Annotated in this window: 15 protein-coding genes and 1 pseudogene; 8 read left to right on the top strand and 8 right to left on the bottom strand. The window is 65.0% G+C overall.

Features of this window, described 5'->3' with window-relative positions:
* The first annotated feature begins 5 nt into the window (after positions 1-5).
* The 8 genes and pseudogenes from panB (at position 6) to BAY1663_RS06855 (ending at position 8,782) form a co-directional block, all read left to right on the top strand.
* On the top strand, positions 6-806 hold the full coding sequence (panB, locus tag BAY1663_RS06890) for a 3-methyl-2-oxobutanoate hydroxymethyltransferase (RefSeq protein ID WP_037038902.1): 801 nt from the start codon (positions 6-8) through the stop codon (positions 804-806).
* Positions 803-1,663 carry a pantoate--beta-alanine ligase gene (panC, locus tag BAY1663_RS06885; protein WP_037038900.1) on the top strand — a complete coding sequence of 287 codons (861 nt, stop codon included), beginning with the start codon at positions 803-805 and terminating at the stop codon, positions 1,661-1,663. Before panB ends, panC begins: the two co-directional genes overlap by 4 nt.
* Before the next feature lie 84 nt (positions 1,664-1,747).
* Entirely contained in the window at positions 1,748-2,128 is a 381-nt protein-coding gene (panD, locus tag BAY1663_RS06880; RefSeq protein WP_037038897.1) for an aspartate 1-decarboxylase, read from the top strand.
* Between the two features lie 344 nt (positions 2,129-2,472).
* Positions 2,473-4,139 (top strand): annotated as a pseudogene (gene pgi, locus BAY1663_RS06875) (glucose-6-phosphate isomerase).
* Positions 4,140-4,277: 138 nt separating this feature from the next.
* Complete coding sequence (locus BAY1663_RS06870; RefSeq protein ID WP_037038895.1) at positions 4,278-5,153, top strand: oxygenase MpaB family protein; 876 nt, start codon at positions 4,278-4,280, stop codon at positions 5,151-5,153.
* Positions 5,154-5,277: 124 nt separating this feature from the next.
* On the top strand, positions 5,278-8,163 hold the full coding sequence (locus BAY1663_RS06865; RefSeq protein ID WP_037038893.1) for a DUF748 domain-containing protein: 2,886 nt from the start codon (positions 5,278-5,280) through the stop codon (positions 8,161-8,163).
* Positions 8,164-8,165: 2 nt separating this feature from the next.
* Entirely contained in the window at positions 8,166-8,462 is a 297-nt protein-coding gene (locus tag BAY1663_RS06860; RefSeq protein WP_037038891.1) for a DUF2845 domain-containing protein, read from the top strand.
* A gap of 11 nt (positions 8,463-8,473) precedes the next feature.
* Positions 8,474-8,782, top strand: coding sequence for a DUF2845 domain-containing protein (locus BAY1663_RS06855; RefSeq protein ID WP_037038889.1), 309 nt, complete (start codon positions 8,474-8,476; stop codon positions 8,780-8,782).
* 112 nt (positions 8,783-8,894) lie between these two features.
* On the opposite strand, the gene BAY1663_RS06850 is transcribed toward BAY1663_RS06855, so the two are convergent.
* The 8 genes from BAY1663_RS06850 to rimP all read right to left on the bottom strand — a co-directional run bounded on the left by BAY1663_RS06850 (position 8,895) and on the right by rimP (position 18,159).
* Positions 8,895-9,266, bottom strand: coding sequence for a BON domain-containing protein (locus tag BAY1663_RS06850; protein ID WP_037038886.1), 372 nt, complete (start codon positions 9,264-9,266; stop codon positions 8,895-8,897).
* Between the two features lie 272 nt (positions 9,267-9,538).
* On the bottom strand, positions 9,539-11,644 hold the full coding sequence (pnp, locus tag BAY1663_RS06845) for a polyribonucleotide nucleotidyltransferase (protein ID WP_037038884.1): 2,106 nt from the start codon (positions 11,642-11,644) through the stop codon (positions 9,539-9,541).
* A 172-nt stretch (positions 11,645-11,816) separates the two neighbouring features.
* Positions 11,817-12,086 (bottom strand): 30S ribosomal protein S15, encoded by a 270-nt coding sequence (gene rpsO, locus BAY1663_RS06840; RefSeq protein ID WP_003240577.1) that lies wholly within the window; start codon positions 12,084-12,086, stop codon positions 11,817-11,819.
* A gap of 113 nt (positions 12,087-12,199) precedes the next feature.
* On the bottom strand, positions 12,200-13,117 hold the full coding sequence (gene truB / locus BAY1663_RS06835; RefSeq protein WP_037038882.1) for a tRNA pseudouridine(55) synthase TruB: 918 nt from the start codon (positions 13,115-13,117) through the stop codon (positions 12,200-12,202).
* A gap of 2 nt (positions 13,118-13,119) precedes the next feature.
* A complete protein-coding gene (gene rbfA, locus BAY1663_RS06830; RefSeq protein ID WP_037038880.1) occupies positions 13,120-13,506 on the bottom strand; it encodes a 30S ribosome-binding factor RbfA in 387 nt (128 codons plus the stop codon).
* 127 nt (positions 13,507-13,633) lie between these two features.
* The gene (gene infB, locus BAY1663_RS06825) at positions 13,634-16,144 is read right to left on the bottom strand and encodes a translation initiation factor IF-2 (protein WP_037038878.1); all 2,511 of its coding nucleotides are present in this window, start codon (positions 16,142-16,144) and stop codon (positions 13,634-13,636) included.
* Between the two features lie 28 nt (positions 16,145-16,172).
* Entirely contained in the window at positions 16,173-17,654 is a 1,482-nt protein-coding gene (gene nusA, locus BAY1663_RS06820; RefSeq protein ID WP_037038876.1) for a transcription termination factor NusA, read from the bottom strand.
* Between the two features lie 46 nt (positions 17,655-17,700).
* A complete protein-coding gene (gene rimP / locus BAY1663_RS06815) occupies positions 17,701-18,159 on the bottom strand; it encodes a ribosome maturation factor RimP (protein WP_037038874.1) in 459 nt (152 codons plus the stop codon).
* Between the last annotated feature and the right edge of the window lie 46 nt (positions 18,160-18,205).

Genomic DNA, 18,205 nt, shown 5'->3' with positions numbered 1-18,205 from the left:
CATTCATGCCAGACGTAACCCTGACCACGCTGCAAGGGCTCAAGCAGAAGGGCGAGAAGATCGTCATGCTCACCTGCTATGACGCCACCTTCGCCAAGACAGCCTGCGACGCCGGCGTCGAGATGCTGCTGATCGGCGACTCGCTCGGCATGGTCCTGCAAGGGCACGACAGCACCCTGCCGGTCACCATCGCCGACATGGTCTACCACACCGCCAGCGTCAAGCGCGGCAACCGCGGGGCGATGATCGTCGCCGACCTGCCGTTCATGGCCAACGCCACCACCGAGCAGACCCTGAACAACTCGGCGCTGCTGATGCAGGCCGGCGCACACATGATCAAGCTCGAAGGCGCGGCCTGGCTGGCCGAGTCCATCACGCTGCTGGCCGAGCGCGGCATCCCGGTCTGCGCGCACATGGGGCTGACGCCGCAAGCGGTGAACATCTTCGGCGGCTACAAGGTCCAGGGCCGCGAAGAGGCTCAGGCGCAGCAGATGCTCGCCGACGCCCAGGCGCTGGAGGCGGCAGGCGCCGCCATGCTGCTGCTCGAATGCGTGCCCAGCGAGTTGGCCGCGCGCATCACCCAGGCGGTCGCCATCCCGGTGATCGGCATCGGCGCCGGCAGCGGCACCGATGGCCAGGTCCTAGTGCTGCACGACATGCTCGGGCTGTCGCTCAGCGGCCGTGTGCCGAAGTTCGTCAAGAACTTCATGCGCGAGCACGGCGACATTCCCTCCGCCATCGCCGCCTATGCAAAAGCGGTCAAGGCCGCCGAATTCCCCGCAGCCGAACACGGTTTTTCCGCATGAACATCGTCAAGACCATTGCCGACCTGCGCGCCGCAGTAGCCCGTGCGCGCAGCGAAGGCAAGCGGATCGGCTTCGTGCCGACCATGGGCAACCTGCACGCCGGCCACATCGCGCTGGTGAAGAAGGCCGGCCAGCGCGCCGACTTCGTGGTCGCCAGCATCTTCGTCAACCCGCTGCAGTTCGGCCCCAACGAGGACCTGGACAGCTACCCGCGCACCCTCGCGGCGGACCAGGACAAGCTGTTCGAAGCCGGCTGCCACCTGCTGTTCGCGCCCAGCGTGGAGGAGATGTACCCACACGGCCAGGCACAGCAGACTCTCGTCCGTGTGCCGGGCGTGTCCGAAGGGCTCTGCGGCGGCAGCCGCCCGGGCCATTTCGACGGCGTCTCCACGGTGGTCACCAAGCTGTTCAACATGGTCATGCCGGACCTGGCCGTGTTCGGCCAGAAGGATTTCCAGCAACTGGCGGTGATCCGCACCATGGTCCGCGACCTGAACATGCCGGTACAGATCATCTCCGAGCCCATCGTGCGCGCCGAGGACGGCCTGGCGCTGTCCTCGCGCAATGGCTACCTCGGCGATGCCGAGCGTGCCGCCGCGCCGGCGCTGTATCGCACGCTGCGCCAGCTGGACGAGGCGATCCGCGGCGGCCGGCGCGATTACTCCGCGCTGATCGCCGAGGGCCTGGAGCAGCTGCAGGCCGCCGGGCTGCGTCCGGACTACCTGGAAATCCGCAACGCCAGCGACCTGCAACCGGTCAGCGCGACCTCGCGCGAGCTGGTCATCCTCGTCGCCGCCTATCTCGGCAAGACGCGGCTGATCGACAACCTGCTGGTCGACACCGGCGCATCCGCCTGACCGACCCCATCCGTCCACAGCCTTGATCGCACTCGAGGCTTGAGGCACACTCTGCGCCGCTTGCGCCCCCGGAGGACCCCAGCCATGCACGCCATCATGCTCAAGGCCAAACTGCACCGCGCCCAGGTGACCCACTCGGTGCTCGACTATGAAGGCTCCTGCGCCATCGACGGCGACTGGCTGGACCTGGCCGGCATCCGCGAGTACGAACAGATCCAGATCTACAACGTCGACAACGGCGAACGCTTCACCACCTATGCCATTCGCGGCGAGGAAGGCTCGAAGATCATTTCCGTCAACGGTGCCGCCGCGCACAAGGCCGCCGTCGGTCATCGCCTGATCATCTGCGCCTACGCCCACTACAGCGAGGCCGAGCTGGCCAGCTTCAAGCCGCACGTGCTCTACATGGGCGCCGATGGCGAGCTCAGCCACACCAGCAACGCGATTCCCGTCCAGGTCGCCTGACGCCCCTCGACGGCGCTCACGAAGCCCGAAGCACCCAGCGCGCTTCGGGCTTTTTTGTGCCCCGACGCCCCGCAGGACTACTCGGCGCGACGGGACGATTCGCCTGGAGTCCTTCGGAACGCAGCGGGGGTTCCCCTGTCAGAGCAGTCTGTGATGGCATAGGATGTGCCATCGCCAGCTCGGTGGAAGCCGGGTTCGGTCAGCATCCCCAGCATTCAGGACGAGTGCCGGCGTGCCCGCACGATCATGCGAGTCAGTGAATCCTGCCGCGGCCATAGCGCACACACCGGTGCCGCCAACCGTGCAGTTTTCAGTGGCCCGCCAGCAAAGGAAGCCGCATCACCATGAGCTACTACCAGCACCCCCTCGATGTCACCGGCCTGCCATCCTGGAAGGCCCTGGAAGAACACCGCCTGGCCATGCAGAACTTCAACATGCGCGAGGCCTTCCAGGCCGACCCCGCGCGTTTCGAAGAGCTGTCGGTTTCCTGCTGCGGCCTGTTCCTCGATTATTCGAAAAACCTGATCACCCCCGAAACCCGTGCGCTGCTGGTCAATCTGGCCCGCGAAGCCGGCGTCGAGCAGGCCGCCCACGCCATGTTCAACGGCGAGCGGGTCAATGCCTCGGAAAACCGCCCGGCCCTGCACACCGCGCTGCGCCGGCCGATGGGCGACAACCTGATCGTCGACGGCGAGAACCTGATGCGCGAGGTGCATGGCGCCCTGGCGCAGATGACCGACATCGTCGGGCGCATCCACAACCACCTGTGGCGCGGCTACAACGACAAGCCGATCACCGACGTGGTGAACATCGGCATCGGCGGCTCCTTCCTCGGCCCGCAGCTGGTCTCCGAGGCGCTGCTGCCCTTCACCCAGCAGTGCGGCGTGCGCTGCCACTACCTGGCCAATATCGACGGCAGCGAGTTCCGCGAGGTGACCGCCAACCTCAATGCCGAAACCACCCTGTTCATCGTTTCCAGCAAATCCTTCGGCACCCTCGAGACACTGAAGAACGCCCAGGCCGCGCGCACCTGGTACCTGGCCCGCGGCGGCACCGAGGAGAAGCTCTACCGCCACTTCATCGCCGTGACCAGCAACAAGCAGGCGGCGCTGGATTTCGGCATCCGCGAAAAGAACATCTTCCCCATGTGGGACTGGGTCGGCGGACGCTACTCGCTGTGGTCGGCCATCGGCCTGCCCATCGCCCTGGCGATCGGCATGCACAACTTCAAGGACCTGCTGTCCGGCGCCTACAGCATGGACCAGCATTTCCTCCACGAGCCGTTCGAAACCAACATGCCGGTGCTGCTGGCGATGCTCGGCGTCTGGTACCACAACTTCTGGGGCGCGCAGAGCTACGCCTTCCTGCCCTACGACCACTACCTGCGCAACTTCGTCAAACACCTGCAGCAGATGGATATGGAATCCAACGGCAAGAGCGTGCGCCAGGACGGTACACCGGTGTCCTGCGGCACCGGCCCGGTGATCTGGGGCGGCGTCGGCTGCAACGGCCAGCACGCCTACCACCAGTTGCTGCACCAGGCACGCCGCTGATCCCGGCGGACTTCATCGTCCCGGTGGTCAGCCACAACCCGGTCGCCGACCACCAGGAGTGGCTGTACGCCAACTGCCTGTCGCAGAGCCAGGCACTGATGCTCGGCAAGACCCGCGAGGAGGCCGAGGCCGAGCTGCGCGCCAAGGGCCTGGCGGAAGCGGAAGTCCAGCGCCTGGCGCCGCACAAGGTGATCCCCGGCAACCGTCCGAGCAACACCCTGGTCACCGAGAGCATCAGCCCCGGCCGCCTCGGCGCCTTGATCGCGCTGTACGAGCACAAGGTCTTCGTGCAGGGCGTGATCTGGGGCATCAACTCCTTCGACCAGTGGGGCGTGGAGCTGGGCAAGGAGCTCGGCAAGGGCGTCTATGGCCGTCTGACCAGCTACGACAGTCCGCCGGCCGAAGATGCCTCGACCCAGGGCCTGATCGACTTCTTCCGCGGCCGCCATCGCGGCTGAGCTCCCCTGCCCGCCCGGCCACGATGGCCGGGCGGCGCCAGCGATCGCCGGCAAGCCGGCGCCTACATTGCGCCCTCCAGTCCCGCATCCCGCCCGCGACGCGCTAGCATGGCCGTCCACTCATCGACCAGACGCGCCATGGAATTTCTCCGCCGCCGTATCGAAACCCAGGTCCTCAGCCTCACCGGGCTCGCGCTCGGCGGCATCGACTACGAGAACCCGCCGGGCGATCCCGGCCTGTTCGGCCCCGAATCGGTGTGCTGGCGGGTCCATGGTGATTTCACCTCGATGCTCGTCGGTGGCATCTCCGCGCTGCTGCTGCAGGCGCTGCATCCCCTGGCGCTGGCCGGCGTCTGGGACCACTCGAACTTCCGCGAGGATCTGCTCGGCCGCCTGCGCCGCACCGGGCAGTTCATTTCCGCAACCACCTTCGGCAGCCGGGCCGATGCCGAGAGGCTGATCGAACGGGTCCGGGCGATTCACCTGCAGGTCACCGGACATGCGCCGGACGGCAGGCCCTACGCGGCATCCGATCCGGACCTGCTGACCTGGGTGCATGTCGCCGAAGTGAGCAGCTTCCTCAAGTCGCACCTGCGCTATCTCGACCCGACCCTGCCGGACCACGCGCAGGATCGCTACTACGCGGAAGTCGCGCTGATCGCCGAGCGTCTCGGCGCCCGCGACGTGCCACGCTCGCGCGCGCAGGTGGACGACTACCTGGAACGCATCCGCCCGCAGCTGCGCTGTGACGAACGCTCGCGGGAAATCCTCCGGATTCTACGCGCGGCCCCCGCACCCAGCGCCCTGGCCAGTCCCTTCGGCATGCTGATGCTGCACGCCGGGGTCGAGCTGCTGCCCGATTGGGCCAGCGAACTGTTCGGCCTGCCGCTGACGGCACAGCGGCGCCAGTTGATCCGCACCGGCGTGCGATGTACCGCGCCGCTGCTGCGCTGGGCCGTGCGCAATGGTTCGGTGCACCGCGCCCGCCGGCGCATGGGCCTGCCGCCCCGCTAGCCCGCACTTCAGTGCCGGCGACCAATTCTGCGGGCTCGAACGCATTGCCGACGGCAACGGATTCGAGGAACCCCATCGGCATGCCATACTCCAAGGCAATCCATCGCAAGGAACCTGTTCGGTCATGCCCAACGGAATGAAGCGAGCGCTTAGCGGCGTCGCGCTCGCGCTGATCTTCTATTGCCTGCTCGGCTTCCTGATCCTGCCCGGTGCCCTGCAGCGCATCGCCAACCAGCAGCTGGCCGCCTACGCGACCGTGCCGGCGAGCCTGGAGCGCATCGAATTCAACCCCTTCAGCCTCGAACTGGACCTGTTCGAGCTGCGCATCGGCGAGGCCGACGATCGCCAACTGGCCTTCGAACAGCTCTATCTGAACCTGCAATGGGACAGTCTGTGGCAGCGCACCCTGCACCTGGCCTCCGTCGAGCTGACGGCGCCGCGCAGCGAAGTGCGCTTCGCCGATGATGGCGTGCTCAACCTCAGCCGACTGTTCGAGCTGCCGGAAACCGAAGCGCCGGAGCCTGAGGAAGAAAGCGGCCTGTTCCCGCTGCGTATCGACCGCCTGCAACTGGCCCGCGGCTACCTGCACTTCCAGGACCGCCGCCCGAGCGAGCCGATCGACCTGGTCTACGATGCGCTGGATTTCGAACTGCACAACCTCACCAGCCGGGCCGACGACAGCGCCGATGCGAGCCTCGCCGCCAGCGGCCCGGGCGGCGGCCGCGTCGACTGGCAGGGCCAGTTCAGCCTGCAGCCGCTGGCCTCCCACGGCCGGTTGAAGGTCAGCAAGCTGGCCCTCACGGATTTCCGCCCCTATATCCGCGACGCCGCGCCGCTGATGCTGGAGGACGGCAGCCTCGACCTGAGCACGGACTACCGGCTGGACCTCAGCCAAGGGCTGGCACTCGATCTGCACAACGCCACGCTGACGCTGGCAGCGCTGGCCGTCGACAATCCGCAGGGCCGCCCGCTGGTTCGCCTGGAGCAGCTCGTGCTGGGTGAGACCAGCGTGGACCTGGTCGCGCAGCAGGTCAGCATCGGCACGCTGCGCAGCCGCAATCTCGAAACCTGGGCCGCGCGCGAAGCCGATGGCGAGCTGGATTGGCAGAAGCTGTTCGCCACCGCCAGTAGCACACCGGAGGCCCCCACCGAAGGCTCGCCAGCCGCCGAGCAAGACGAACCGGGCAAACCCTGGCAGGTACTCCTGCATGATGCGCAGCTGCGCGATTACCACGTGCACCTCGCCGACCGGGTGCCGCAGGACGAAGTGGCGCTGGAGCTGGGCCCGCTGAACCTGGACGTGGCGGACTTCGACAGCCTGGGCACCAGCCCTTTCAAACTCAAGCTGGAAAGCGGCGTGGGCAGGCAAGGGGCGCTCCAGGCTACCGGACAATTGCAACTGAGCCCGATGAGCGGCAAGCTCGCCGTCACCACCCGCGACATCGACCTGCGGATCGCCCAGGCCTATATCAGCCCGCTGGTCCGCCTCGAACTGCGTAGCGGCATGCTCTCGAGCGAACTCGACGTCGAGCTGCAGGGCACCGAACCGCTGGCGTTCAGCGTCCGCGGCCAGGCCGAGGCAACCCAGCTGCACACCCTGGATACCCTCAACAACCGCGATTTCGTCAAATGGCAGCGGCTGCAACTGAGCGGCCTGGACTACCAGCACCCCAGCCGCCTGGAAATCGAGCGCATCGACCTGAACCAGCCCTACGCACGCTTCATCATCAACCCGGACCTGAGCACCAACATCAACGACCTCATGGTCGACCGCGGCGAGCCGACGGAAGAACCCGCGGCGACGCAGGCGCAACCGTTGGCGCTGCGTATCGGCGGCATCGCCATTGCCGACGGCTCGGCGAACTTCGCCGACTTCAGCCTGCGCCCGCCGTTCGCCACCGCCATCCAGTCGCTCAACGGCAGCATCGGCACGCTGGACAACCGCGAGCAGAAGGCCGCCTCGGTGGATATCGCCGGCAAGGTGGACCAGTACGCCCCGGTAAGCATCAAGGGCAGCCTGACCCCCTTCGACCCGCTGCAGAGCCTGGACATCGCCACCCGTTTTCGCCAGGTCGAACTGACCACCCTCACCCCCTACTCCGGCAAATTCGCCGGCTACCGCATCCGCAAGGGCCGCCTCGACCTGGACCTGCATTACCGCATCCAGCAGGGCCAGCTGAACGCCGAGAACAAGGTAGTGGTGGAACAGCTGCAGCTCGGCGAGAAGGTCGACAGCCCCGACGCGGTGGACCTGCCGGTGCGCCTGGCGGTGGCCCTGCTGAAGGATACCAAGGGCACCATTTCCATCGAACTGCCGGTGCAGGGCAATCTCAACGATCCACAGTTCAGCGTCATGCCGATCATCTGGCAGACGCTGCGCAATCTGGTCCTGCGCGCGGCACAGGCACCGTTCAAGTTCATCGCCGGGCTGGTCGGCGGCGACCAGGTCGATCTCAGCCAGGTACGCTTCGCCCCGGCGAGCAGCGAGCTGGACGGCGAAGCGCGCCAGGCCCTGGACACCCTGGTCTCCGCCCTCCAACAGCGCCCGGCGCTGCAGCTGGAGGTCGAGGGCATGAGCGCCAGCGCAGCCGACGGCCCGCTGTTGGCCGAGCGGCGCCTGCAGCAGGAATATCGCGAGACCTGGTACCGCATCCTGCAGCGCCGCGGCGACAAGGTGCCGGCGGACGCCAGCCAGATCCAGATCGACGAGGACGACGAGGCCCCCTTGCTCGAAGGCATCTATCGCAGCCGGCTCAAGCAACAGCCTCCGGCCGAATGGCGGGAACTCGAGCCCGAGGAGCGTACCCAGCGACTGCGCCAGGCGGTTGTCGACTCCTGGGCCGGCAATACCGCGTTGCTGCGCCAGCTCAGCCAGCAACGCGCCGCGGCGATCAAGGACCATCTGGTGCAGGCCGGCCTCGATGCCGAGCGCATCTATTTGCTCGATACCGGAACGGCCGAGGCGGAGCCCGACGGCAAGGTCGCGACCATGCTGCATCTGGGGAGCTAATGATGCAATCGAACAAACGGCTCGTCGCCTGCCTGCTGCTGTCCACCGCCGCGGGCGTCCAGGCCGACACCTTGCGCTGTGGCAGCCAGCTGGTGAGCACCGGCGACCGCGCCTTCGAAGTCGAGCGCAAGTGCGGCCCACCCACGCACCGGGACCTGGTCGGCTACAGCCTCAGCCGCGACGACCGTCATGAGTTCAAGCTGGAAGAGTGGGTCTACGGCCCCAGCAACGGCATGCTCAGCATCCTGACCTTCGAGGGCAATCGCCTGGTGCGCATCGAGACCCGCAGGGCCAACTGAGGAGCAAATCGATGGAGCGCCGCGCATTCACCAGCCTGCTCTGCCTGATGTTGCTCGGCTTCCAGGCGCAGGCGTCTTCCACCTATCGCTGCAACAGTCGCCTGGTCAGCCTGGAGGCGACGACGACCGAGGTTCGCAGCAAGTGCGGCGAACCGGCCAGCAGCTCGCTGGTGGGCTACAAGGAGGTTATCGACGATTACGGCTACCGGCAGGAAGTGGCGGTCGAGGAGTGGATCTACGGACCGAATCACGGCATGCTCCATTTCCTGCGCTTCGAGGGCAGCCGGTTGCGCGGCATACGCAGCCGGCGAGGCAACTGAGTGTCGGTGCTCGCACATCGAGCCAGCCCCCGTAACGGAGCCATGAAAAAGCCCCGCCGAAGCGGGGCTTTTTCATCGGCCTTGCCGCCGCCCTTGGCAGCGGGCCCAACCCTTACTCGGCGGCCTTCAGGCCGTCGGCGGACACATCACGCACGCCCTTGATGCCCTGGGCCTTGGTGATAGCGGCTTCCTTTTCCGCTTCGGTAGCGACGGTACCGGACAGCGAGACGACGCCATCCTTGGTTTCCACTTCGATATCCATACCCGGAGTCGCATCCTCGGCCAGCAGAGCCGACTTCACCTTGGTCGTGATCCAGGTATCGGAAACCGCATCACCGGCATCGTTCATGGTGTCGTTGGCGGCCAACATGACATTGGAGGCTTCGTCGATGGCGGGCGAAGTGTCGGCCAGCACGGTACCGGCGAGCGGCAGGCTGAGGGCAGCGGCGATGGCGGTGGCAGTCAGAGTCTGAATAGTCTTCATAGATGTCACTCCTGTTCTCATGGTTTTCTGCGGCATGACTCCGGCCTCAGAACTCACGAATATTTAGCGCAAGCGGCGTGCCAATCTCGAAATAAAAATTTCGCCAATAAAATCAATTAGTTAATAACAAGCATCGAAGCCCGATCACTTGCACAATGCAAGCTTGGCAATCCTGGCGCGTGCATCTTGCAATCTCCCGACGGTGCGATATCAGGAATCGCAGGCAAACAAAAAGGGCCCGAAGGCCCTTTTCGTCAGCAAGGAATGCCGGTTCAGACGCCGGAAGCTTCCGCCGCCGCCACGTCCTTGATGGACAGCTTGATGCGGCCGCGGTTGTCCACGTCCAACACCAGCACCTTCACTTCCTGACCTTCCTTGAGCACGTCGGTGACCTTCTCGATGCGCTGGTCGCTGATCTGCGAGATGTGCACCAGGCCATCCTTGCCCGGCAGGATGTTGACGAAGGCGCCGAAGTCGACGATGCGCTCGACCTTGCCAACATAGATCTTGCCGATTTCCGCCTCGGCGGTGATGCCCAGCACGCGCTGCTTGGCCGCCTCGGCCGCTTCCTTGGTCTCGCCGAAGATCTTGATCGAACCGTCGTCCTCGATGTCGATCGAGGCCTTGGTCTCTTCGCAGATGGCGCGGATGGTGGCGCCGCCCTTGCCGATCACGTCGCGGATCTTGTCCTGGTCGATCTTCATCGCCAGCATGGTCGGCGCGTTGGCCGACAGTTCGCTGCGCGACTGGGCGATGACCTGGTTCATCTGGCCGAGGATATTCAGGCGCGCTTCCAAGGCCTGGCCCAGGGCGATTTCCATGATCTCTTCGGTGATGCCCTGGATCTTGATGTCCATCTGCAGCGCGGTGACGCCCTTGGCGGTACCGGCGACCTTGAAGTCCATGTCGCCCAGGTGGTCTTCGTCGCCGAGGATATCGGTCAGCACGGCGAACTTGTCGCCTTCCTTGACCAGGCCCATGGCGATACCGGCGACCGGCGCCTTCATCGGCACACCGGCATCCATCAGCGCCAGCGAGGCGCCGCAGACCGAGGCCATGGAGCTGGAGCCGTTGGATTCGGTGATCTCGGACACCACGCGGATGGTGTAGGGGAACTCGTCCTCGCGCGGCAGCATCGCGGCGACGCCACGACGGGCCAGGCGGCCGTGGCCGATCTCGCGGCGACCGGCACCGCCCATGCGGCCACACTCACCGACCGAGAACGGCGGGAAGTTGTAGTGCAGCATGAAGGCGTCCTTCTTCTCGCCTTCCAGGGTGTCGAGCAGCTGGGCGTCGCGCGCGGTGCCGAGAGTGGCCACCACCAGCGCCTGGGTTTCGCCACGGGTGAACAGCGCCGAGCCGTGGGTCTTGGGCAGCACGCCGACCTCGATGCTCAGCGGACGCACGGTGCGGGTGTCGCGGCCGTCGATACGCGGCTGGCCGTTGACGATGTTCTCGCGCACGGTGCGGTATTCGATCTCGCCGAAAGCGTCCTTCACTTCGCCGGCGCTCGGCTGGCCTTCTTCGCCGGAGAGCTTGGCCACGGCCTGATCACGCAGCTCGCCGAGACGGTTGTAGCGGTCCTGCTTGAGGGTGATGGTGTAGGCCTTGGAGATTTCCGCACCGAACTCGTTGCGGATGGCGTCCAGCAGCACGCTGTTGGCCGGAGCGGGCTGCCAGTCCCAGGCCGGCTTGCCGGCTTCGGCGGCCAGTTCCTTGACCGCCTGGATCACGGTCTGGAATTCCTGGTGGGCGAACAGCACGGCGCCGAGCATCTGGTCTTCGGTCAGCTCCTGGGCTTCGGATTCGACCATCAGCACCGCTTCTTCGGTACCGGCCACGACCATGTCCAGGCTGGAGGCCTTGAGCTGCTCGTAGGTCGGGTTCAGCAGGTAGCCGGTGCTCTCGTGGAAGGCCACGCGGGCGGCACCGATCGGGCCGTCGAAGGGGATGCCGGAGATGGCCAGCGCCGCCGAGGTGCCGATCATCGCAGCGATGTCCGGGTCGGTCTTCTTGCTGGTGGAGACGACGGTGCAGACGACCTGCACTTCGTTCATGAAGCCTTCCGGGAACAGCGGGCGGATCGGCCGGTCGATCAGGCGCGAAGTCAGGGTTTCCTTCTCGGAAGGACGGCCTTCGCGCTTGAAGAAGCCACCGGGGATCTTGCCGGCGGCGTAGGTCTTCTCCTGGTAGTGCACGGACAGCGGGAAGAAGCCCTTGCTCGGGTCGGCGGTCTTGGCGCCGACCACGGTCACCAGTACGCTGACGTCGTCATCGACGGTCACCAGCACTGCGCCGGATGCCTGGCGGGCGATGCGGCCCGTCTCGAGGGTTACGGTCGACTGACCGAACTGGAATTTCTTGATTACCGGATTCACGGTTTTTCCTTCTCTTTGTTGCCTTTGGGGAAATCGGTGGAATGGCGGGAGTCGGACCCGATTCATTCCCTATGGATAGCTAAAAGCTGGAAGCCCGAAGCTGGAAGCGGGGGGCAGGCCCCTGGCTTTCAACTTCGAGCTTCCAGCTTCTGGCTTCCAGCTCGGTTGCGTCTTAGCGACGCAGACCCAGACGGCCGATCAGGGCGCTGTAACGAGTGGTGTCCTTACCCTTCAGGTAATCCAGCAGCTTGCGGCGCTGGTTGACCATGCGGATCAGACCACGACGCGAGTGGTGGTCCTTGCCGTTGGCCTTGAAGTGGCCTTGCAGCTTGTTGATGTTGGCGGTCAGCAGGGCTACCTGCACTTCCGGGGAACCGGTGTCGCCTTCAGCTTGCTTGTACTCGTTAACGATCTGGGCTTTTTCTTCAACGCTCAGTGCCATGATGGGCTCCTTGAGTGAACAGGCCGGGAATCATCCCGTGTTTAGTAAAGAGAAATGACCGTGCCTGCTGACAGCCACCCTCGACGCACCGCGCAGAACGCGATGCGCAACGGTCATTCCGACCGAATCAGTCGACGCGGCGCGATGCGCCCGTCTTCGCTCACTTCACCGATACCAATGAAGCGGCCATTGTGGTCCTGCACGCGGACCATGCCGTACTTCGGCGCTTCCGGTGCCCGTACCGGCTGCCCGTGCAGCCAGTAATAGGCGCTGTGCTCGGACAGCTGCAACAGCGGCCAGTGCTCCAACCCGCTATCCACCGGCTGCAGCAAGGCATCCAGGGCCTCGGCACCGCCTTCGGCGTGCAACCGTTCCAGCGTCTCCAGTGCGACCGTCTGGGACAGCTCGAACGGACCGGCCTGGGTACGCCGCAGCTCGGCGACATGCGCACCGCAACCCAGCAGCTGACCGAGATCCTCGACCAGGGTGCGGATATAGGTGCCTTTGCTGCAGGCCACGGCCAGCCGTGCCCGGTCACCGTCGAGTGCGAGCAGCTCCAGGCGCGCAATATTAACAGAACGCGGCTCGCGCTCCACCACCTCTCCGGCACGCGCCAGCTTGTACAGCGGCTGGCCATCGCGCTTGAGCGCCGAGTACATCGGCGGCACCTGCTGGATATCGCCACGGAAGCGCGGCAGCAGGGCCTCCAGTTGCTCGCGGGTAACCGCTACCGGCTTGCGCTCGAGGACTTCGCCCTCGGCATCGGCGGTGGTGGTGGTCACCCCCAGCTGCATGACCGTCTCGTAGGCCTTGTCGGCATCGAGCAGGTACTGGGAGAACTTGGTGGCCTCGCCGAAGCACAGCGGCAGCACGCCGGTCGCCAGCGGATCAAGGCTGCCGGTATGCCCGGCCTTTTCCGCGTTGAGCAGCCAGCGAACCTTCTGCAGCGCGGCGTTGGAGGTGAACCCGCGCGGCTTGTCGAGCAGGATGATGCCGCTGACGTTGCGGCGCACACGCTTGACCTGTGCCACGCTCACTCTCCTCGCTCGTCGCTGTGCTTGCGGTCTTCGGCGACCGCCCGCTCGATCAGCGAACTCAGCTCGACGCCGCGGCGGATGCTCGCGTCGTAGTTGAAATGCAGTTGCGGAACGCTGCGCAGCTTCATGGCCTTGCCCAATTGCATGCGCAGGAAGCCGGCGGCCTCGTTGAGGATGCGCAGGTTGCCCTTGACCGCCTCCTCGTCGTCACGGCCCATGATGGTGATGTAGATCTTCGCGTGGGACAGATCGCGGCTGACCTCGACGCCGGTGATGGTCACCAGGCCCAGGCGCGGATCCTTGATCTCGCGCTGGATGAGCAGGGCCAGCTCGCGTTGCATCTGGTCGCCGATACGCTGGGTACGGCTGTATTCTTTGGCCATATAAAGCTGCCTCAAGCTTCAAGCGCTAAGCTTCAAGCGGAAAAAATACCGAAAAGCCAAACGGCAAGCTCAATCGGTGGGCCAGGCCACCTCTTGAAGCTTGCCGCTTGAGGCTTACCGCTGCTCGTCAGAGCGAACGCGCCACTTCGACCTTCTCGAACACTTCGATCTTGTCGCCGACCTTGACGTCGTTGTAGCTCTTCACGCCGATACCGCATTCCATGCCGGCGCGGACTTCCGAGACGTCATCCTTGAAGCGGCGCAGCGATTCCAGCTCGCCCTCGAAGATGACCACGTCGTCGCGCAGCACGCGGATCGGACGATTGCGGTGCACCATACCCTCGGTGACCATGCAACCGGCGACCGCACCGAACTTCGGCGAACGGAACACGTCGCGGACCTCGGCGATGCCAAGGATGTTCTCGCGCACGTCGCTGCCGAGCATGCCGGTGAGCGCCTTCTTGACGTCTTCGATGATGTCGTAGATGACGTTGTAGTAGCGCATGTCCAGGCCCTCGGCCTCGACGATCTTGCGCGCACCGGCGTCGGCGCGCACGTTGAAGCCGAACAGCACCGCGTTGGAGGCCAGCGCCAGGTTGGCATCGGACTCGGTGATACCACCGACGCCGCCACCGACCACGCGCACCTGCACCTCGTCGTTGCCCAGGCCGTTGAGCGAGCCCTGCAGTGCCTCGAGCGAGCCGCGCACGTCGGCCTTGAGGACGATGTTGAGCGTCTTCTTCTCGTCCTGGCCCATGGTCTCGAAAATGTTCTCGAGCTTGCCGGCATGAGCACGGGCCAGCTTCACTTCGCGGAACTTGCCCTGACGGAACAACGCGACTTCGCGGGCCTTCTTCTCGTCGGCGACCACGGTGAGGTCGTCACCGGCTTCCGGCGTACCGTCCAGACCGAGAATCTCGACCGGAATCGCCGGACCGGCTTCCTTCACCGGCTTGCCATTCTCGTCGAGCATGGCGCGCACGCGGCCGAAGTTGACGCCGCACAGCACCATGTCGCCCTGGCGCAGCGTACCGTCCTGGACCAGCACGGTGGCCACCGGGCCACGGCCCTTGTCCAGGCGCGACTCGACCACCACACCGCGACCCGGCGCCGACGGCGTGGCCTTGAGTTCGAGGATCTCGGCCTGCAGCAGTACGGCTTCGAGCAGTTCGTCGACACCGGTACCGACCTTGGCGGAAACCGGAATGAACGGCGTGTCGCCGCCCCACTCCTCGGGGATCACATCGAGCGCGGCCAGGCCGTTCTTGATGTTGTCCGGATTGGCTTCCGGCTTGTCGATCTTGTTCACCGCGACGACGATTGGAACACCGGCCGCCTTGGCGTGCTGGACGGCTTCCTGGGTCTGCGGCATCACGCCGTCGTCGGCCGCCACGACCAGGATCACGATGTCGGTCGCCTTGGCACCGCGGGCACGCATGGCGGTGAACGCCGCGTGGCCCGGGGTATCGAGGAAGGTGACCATGCCGCGATCGGTTTCCACGTGGTAGGCACCGATGTGCTGGGTGATGCCGCCGGCTTCGCCGACCGCCACCTTGGCACGACGGATGTAGTCCAGCAGCGAGGTCTTGCCGTGGTCGACGTGACCCATCACGGTCACCACTGGCGCCCGGGTCACTTCCTCGCCTTCGAACTTCAGCAGCTCGGCCAGCTGTTCTTCCAGCGCATTGTCGCTGACCAGCTTGACCTTGTGGCCGAGCTCTTCGGCCACCAGCTGTGCGGTCTCCTGATCGAGCACCTGGTTGATGGTGACCGGCGAACCCATCTTGAACATGAACTTGATGACTTCGGCAGCCTTCACCGACATCTGCTGGGCCAGTTCGGCCACAGTGATGGTCTCGCCAATCGACACTTCGCGCACGACCGGTCCTGTCGGGCTCTGGAACCCATGCTGGTTACGTTTCTTGAGTTTGGACTTGCCACGACCACCGCGACGGAAACCATCCGCATCGTCGTCGCCGCTGCGCACGGTACGCGTGAGCGGCGCCTTGGTCTTGAGCGAAGGACGGTGCTGGGCATGCTTGCGATCACGGCGCTCGTCATCGTCGCTGCGCGGCTTCTCGACGCGGCGCGGCTCTTCCTTCTTGCGTTCCGGTGCAGGAGCGGCAGGCTCGACTGCGGCCGGCGCCAGCTCGGTAGCGGCAGCGGGCTCGACCGCCGCCGGAGCAGCAGGCGCAACGGCCTCGGCCTGCGCCTTGGCCAGCTCGGCCTGACGGCGGGCCTCTTCCTCGGCGCGCTGGCGGGCTTCTTCCTCGGCCTTCAGGCGAGCGGCTTCCTCGGCGGCGCGCTGTTCTTCCAGCTCGCGACGCTTCTCGGCCTCGATCTCCTCGGCGCTGCGCTTGACGAAGGTCTTCTTCTTGCGCACTTCGACGCTGATGGTCTTGCTGCCACCGACCTTCAGCTTGGTCGTGGTCTTGCGCTGCAAGGTGATCTTGCGCGGTTCGTCCACTTTCGCCCCATGGCTGCTCTTCAGATGGGCCAGCAGGGCCTGTTTCTCGTTATCGGTCACTACTTGCTCGGCGCTGGTGTGCGACAGTCCTGCCTCACGCATCTGCTGAAGCAGTCGCTCGACCGGTGTGTCGACCACCTGGGCCAGTTCTTTCACCGTGACTTGCGTCATGCATTTCTCTCCTCAGGCCGCTAATTGCTTACTCGAACCAGTGGGCTCGGGCGGCCATGATCAGCTTGCCGGCACGTTCTTCATCGATGCCGTCTATGTCGAGCAGGTCGTCTATGGACTGCTCGGCCAGGTCTTCACGGGTGATGACTCCCCGCACGGCCAACTCGACCGCCAGTTCGTTGTCCATGCCGTCGAGGGCCAGCAGGTCTTCGGCCGGCTGAGCGTCGGCGAGCTTCTCCTCGTTGGCGATGGCCTTGGTCAGCAGGCGATCCTTGGCCCGCGTGCGCAGCTCGTTGACGATGTCCTCGTCGAAGCCTTCGATGCCGAGCATTTCCTCCATGGGGACATAGGCGATCTCTTCGAGGGAGGTGAAGCCCTCTTCCACCAGCACCTGCGCCAGCTCTTCATCGACATCCAGCTCGTCGATGAAGCTGCGCAGGATGTCGCCGGTCTCTTCTTGCTGCTTGGCCTGGATGTCGGCCTCGGTCATCACGTTGAGCGTCCAACCGGTCAGCTGGCTGGCCAGGCGCACGTTCTGGCCGCCGCGGCCGATAGCCTGGGCCAGATTGTCTTCGGCAACCGCGATGTCCATGGCATGGGCATCTTCATCGACGATGATCGCCGCGACTTCCGCCGGGGCCATGGCATTGATGACGAATTGCGCCGGGTTCTCGTCCCACAGCACGATGTCGACCCGTTCGCCGCCGATCTCGCCGGAAACGGCCTGGACCCGCGAACCGCGCATGCCGATGCAGGCGCCCTGCGGATCGATGCGCTTGTCCTTGGAACGAACGGCGATCTTCGCCCGCGAACCGGGGTCACGCGAGGCGCCCATGACTTCGATCAGGCCTTCGGCGATCTCCGGCACTTCGATGCGGAACAGCTCGATCAGCATCTGCGGCGCGGTACGCGACAGGATCAGCTGCGGGCCGCGGTTCTCGGTGCGGATCTCCTTGAGCAGCGCACGAACGCGGGCGCCGACGCGGAAGGTCTCGCGGGCGATGATGTCCTCGCGCGCCAGCAGCGCCTCGGCGTTGTTGCCCAGGTCGACGATGACGCTGTCGCGGGTCACCTTCTTCACCGTGCCGGAGATGATTTCGCCCAGGCGATCGCGGTAGGCCTCGACCACCTGCGCACGCTCGGCCTCGCGCACCTTCTGCACGATGACCTGCTTGGCGGTCTGCGCCGCGATGCGACCGAATTCGATGGATTCGATCTTCTCTTCGATCACGTCGCCGATCTTGGCGTCGGGCTTGCGTTCCTGCGCCTGATCGAGGGTCAATTGAATGGCCGGATCCTCGAAGTCCTCGTCATCGACGACGGTCCAGCGACGGAAGCTTTCATAGCTGCCGTTGTGGCGATTGATTTCCACACGCAGATCGACTTCGTCTTCATAGCGCTTCTTGGTAGCCGTGGCCAAAGCCAGCTCCAGCGCCTCGAAAATCACACTCGCCGGTACGCCCTTTTCATTGGACACCGACTCCACAACCAGCAGTACTTCTTTGCTCATCGTACGCCTCGCCTTTCGCAATCCATTGGGTCCGCGGGATCCGCTCTCAGTCAAAACGGGGAACTATGTTGGCCTTGTCGATCGAATCGATCGGCAGCAGGTATTCGTGATCATCGACCTGCACGACCACGTCCTGCTCTTCCACCCCGCGGAGAAGACCCTGGAAATTGCGCCTGCCCTCGAAGGGCGAGCGCAGCTTTATTTTTACCTGCTCACCGACATGCGCCCGGTACTGCTCGATGGTGAACAGCGGCCGCTCCATGCCCGGAGAAGAAACCTCAAGGGTGTAGTCCACGCTGATCGGATCTTCCACATCGAGCACACCACTCAGCTGACGGCTTACCTTCTCGCAGTCATCAATGAGAATGCCGTCGGCATGATCGATATAGACCCGCAGCAGCGAATGCCGCCCCTGGGAAATGAATTCAATGCCCCAGCACTGATAGCCAAGCGCCTCGACCACCGGGGCCAACAAGGCCTGCAACTGTTCTAGCTTGCTCGACATCGAAGTCCCTCGCGCATGCTTCACAAATGAAAAATGGGCGAAACGC

This window comes from Pseudomonas sp. BAY1663, from assembly GCF_000582595.1.
Taxonomy (GTDB): domain Bacteria; phylum Pseudomonadota; class Gammaproteobacteria; order Pseudomonadales; family Pseudomonadaceae; genus Stutzerimonas; species Stutzerimonas stutzeri_AF.
Note: the sequence above shows the minus strand (reverse complement) of the source record. Positions and strands in the feature narration are given on the sequence as shown.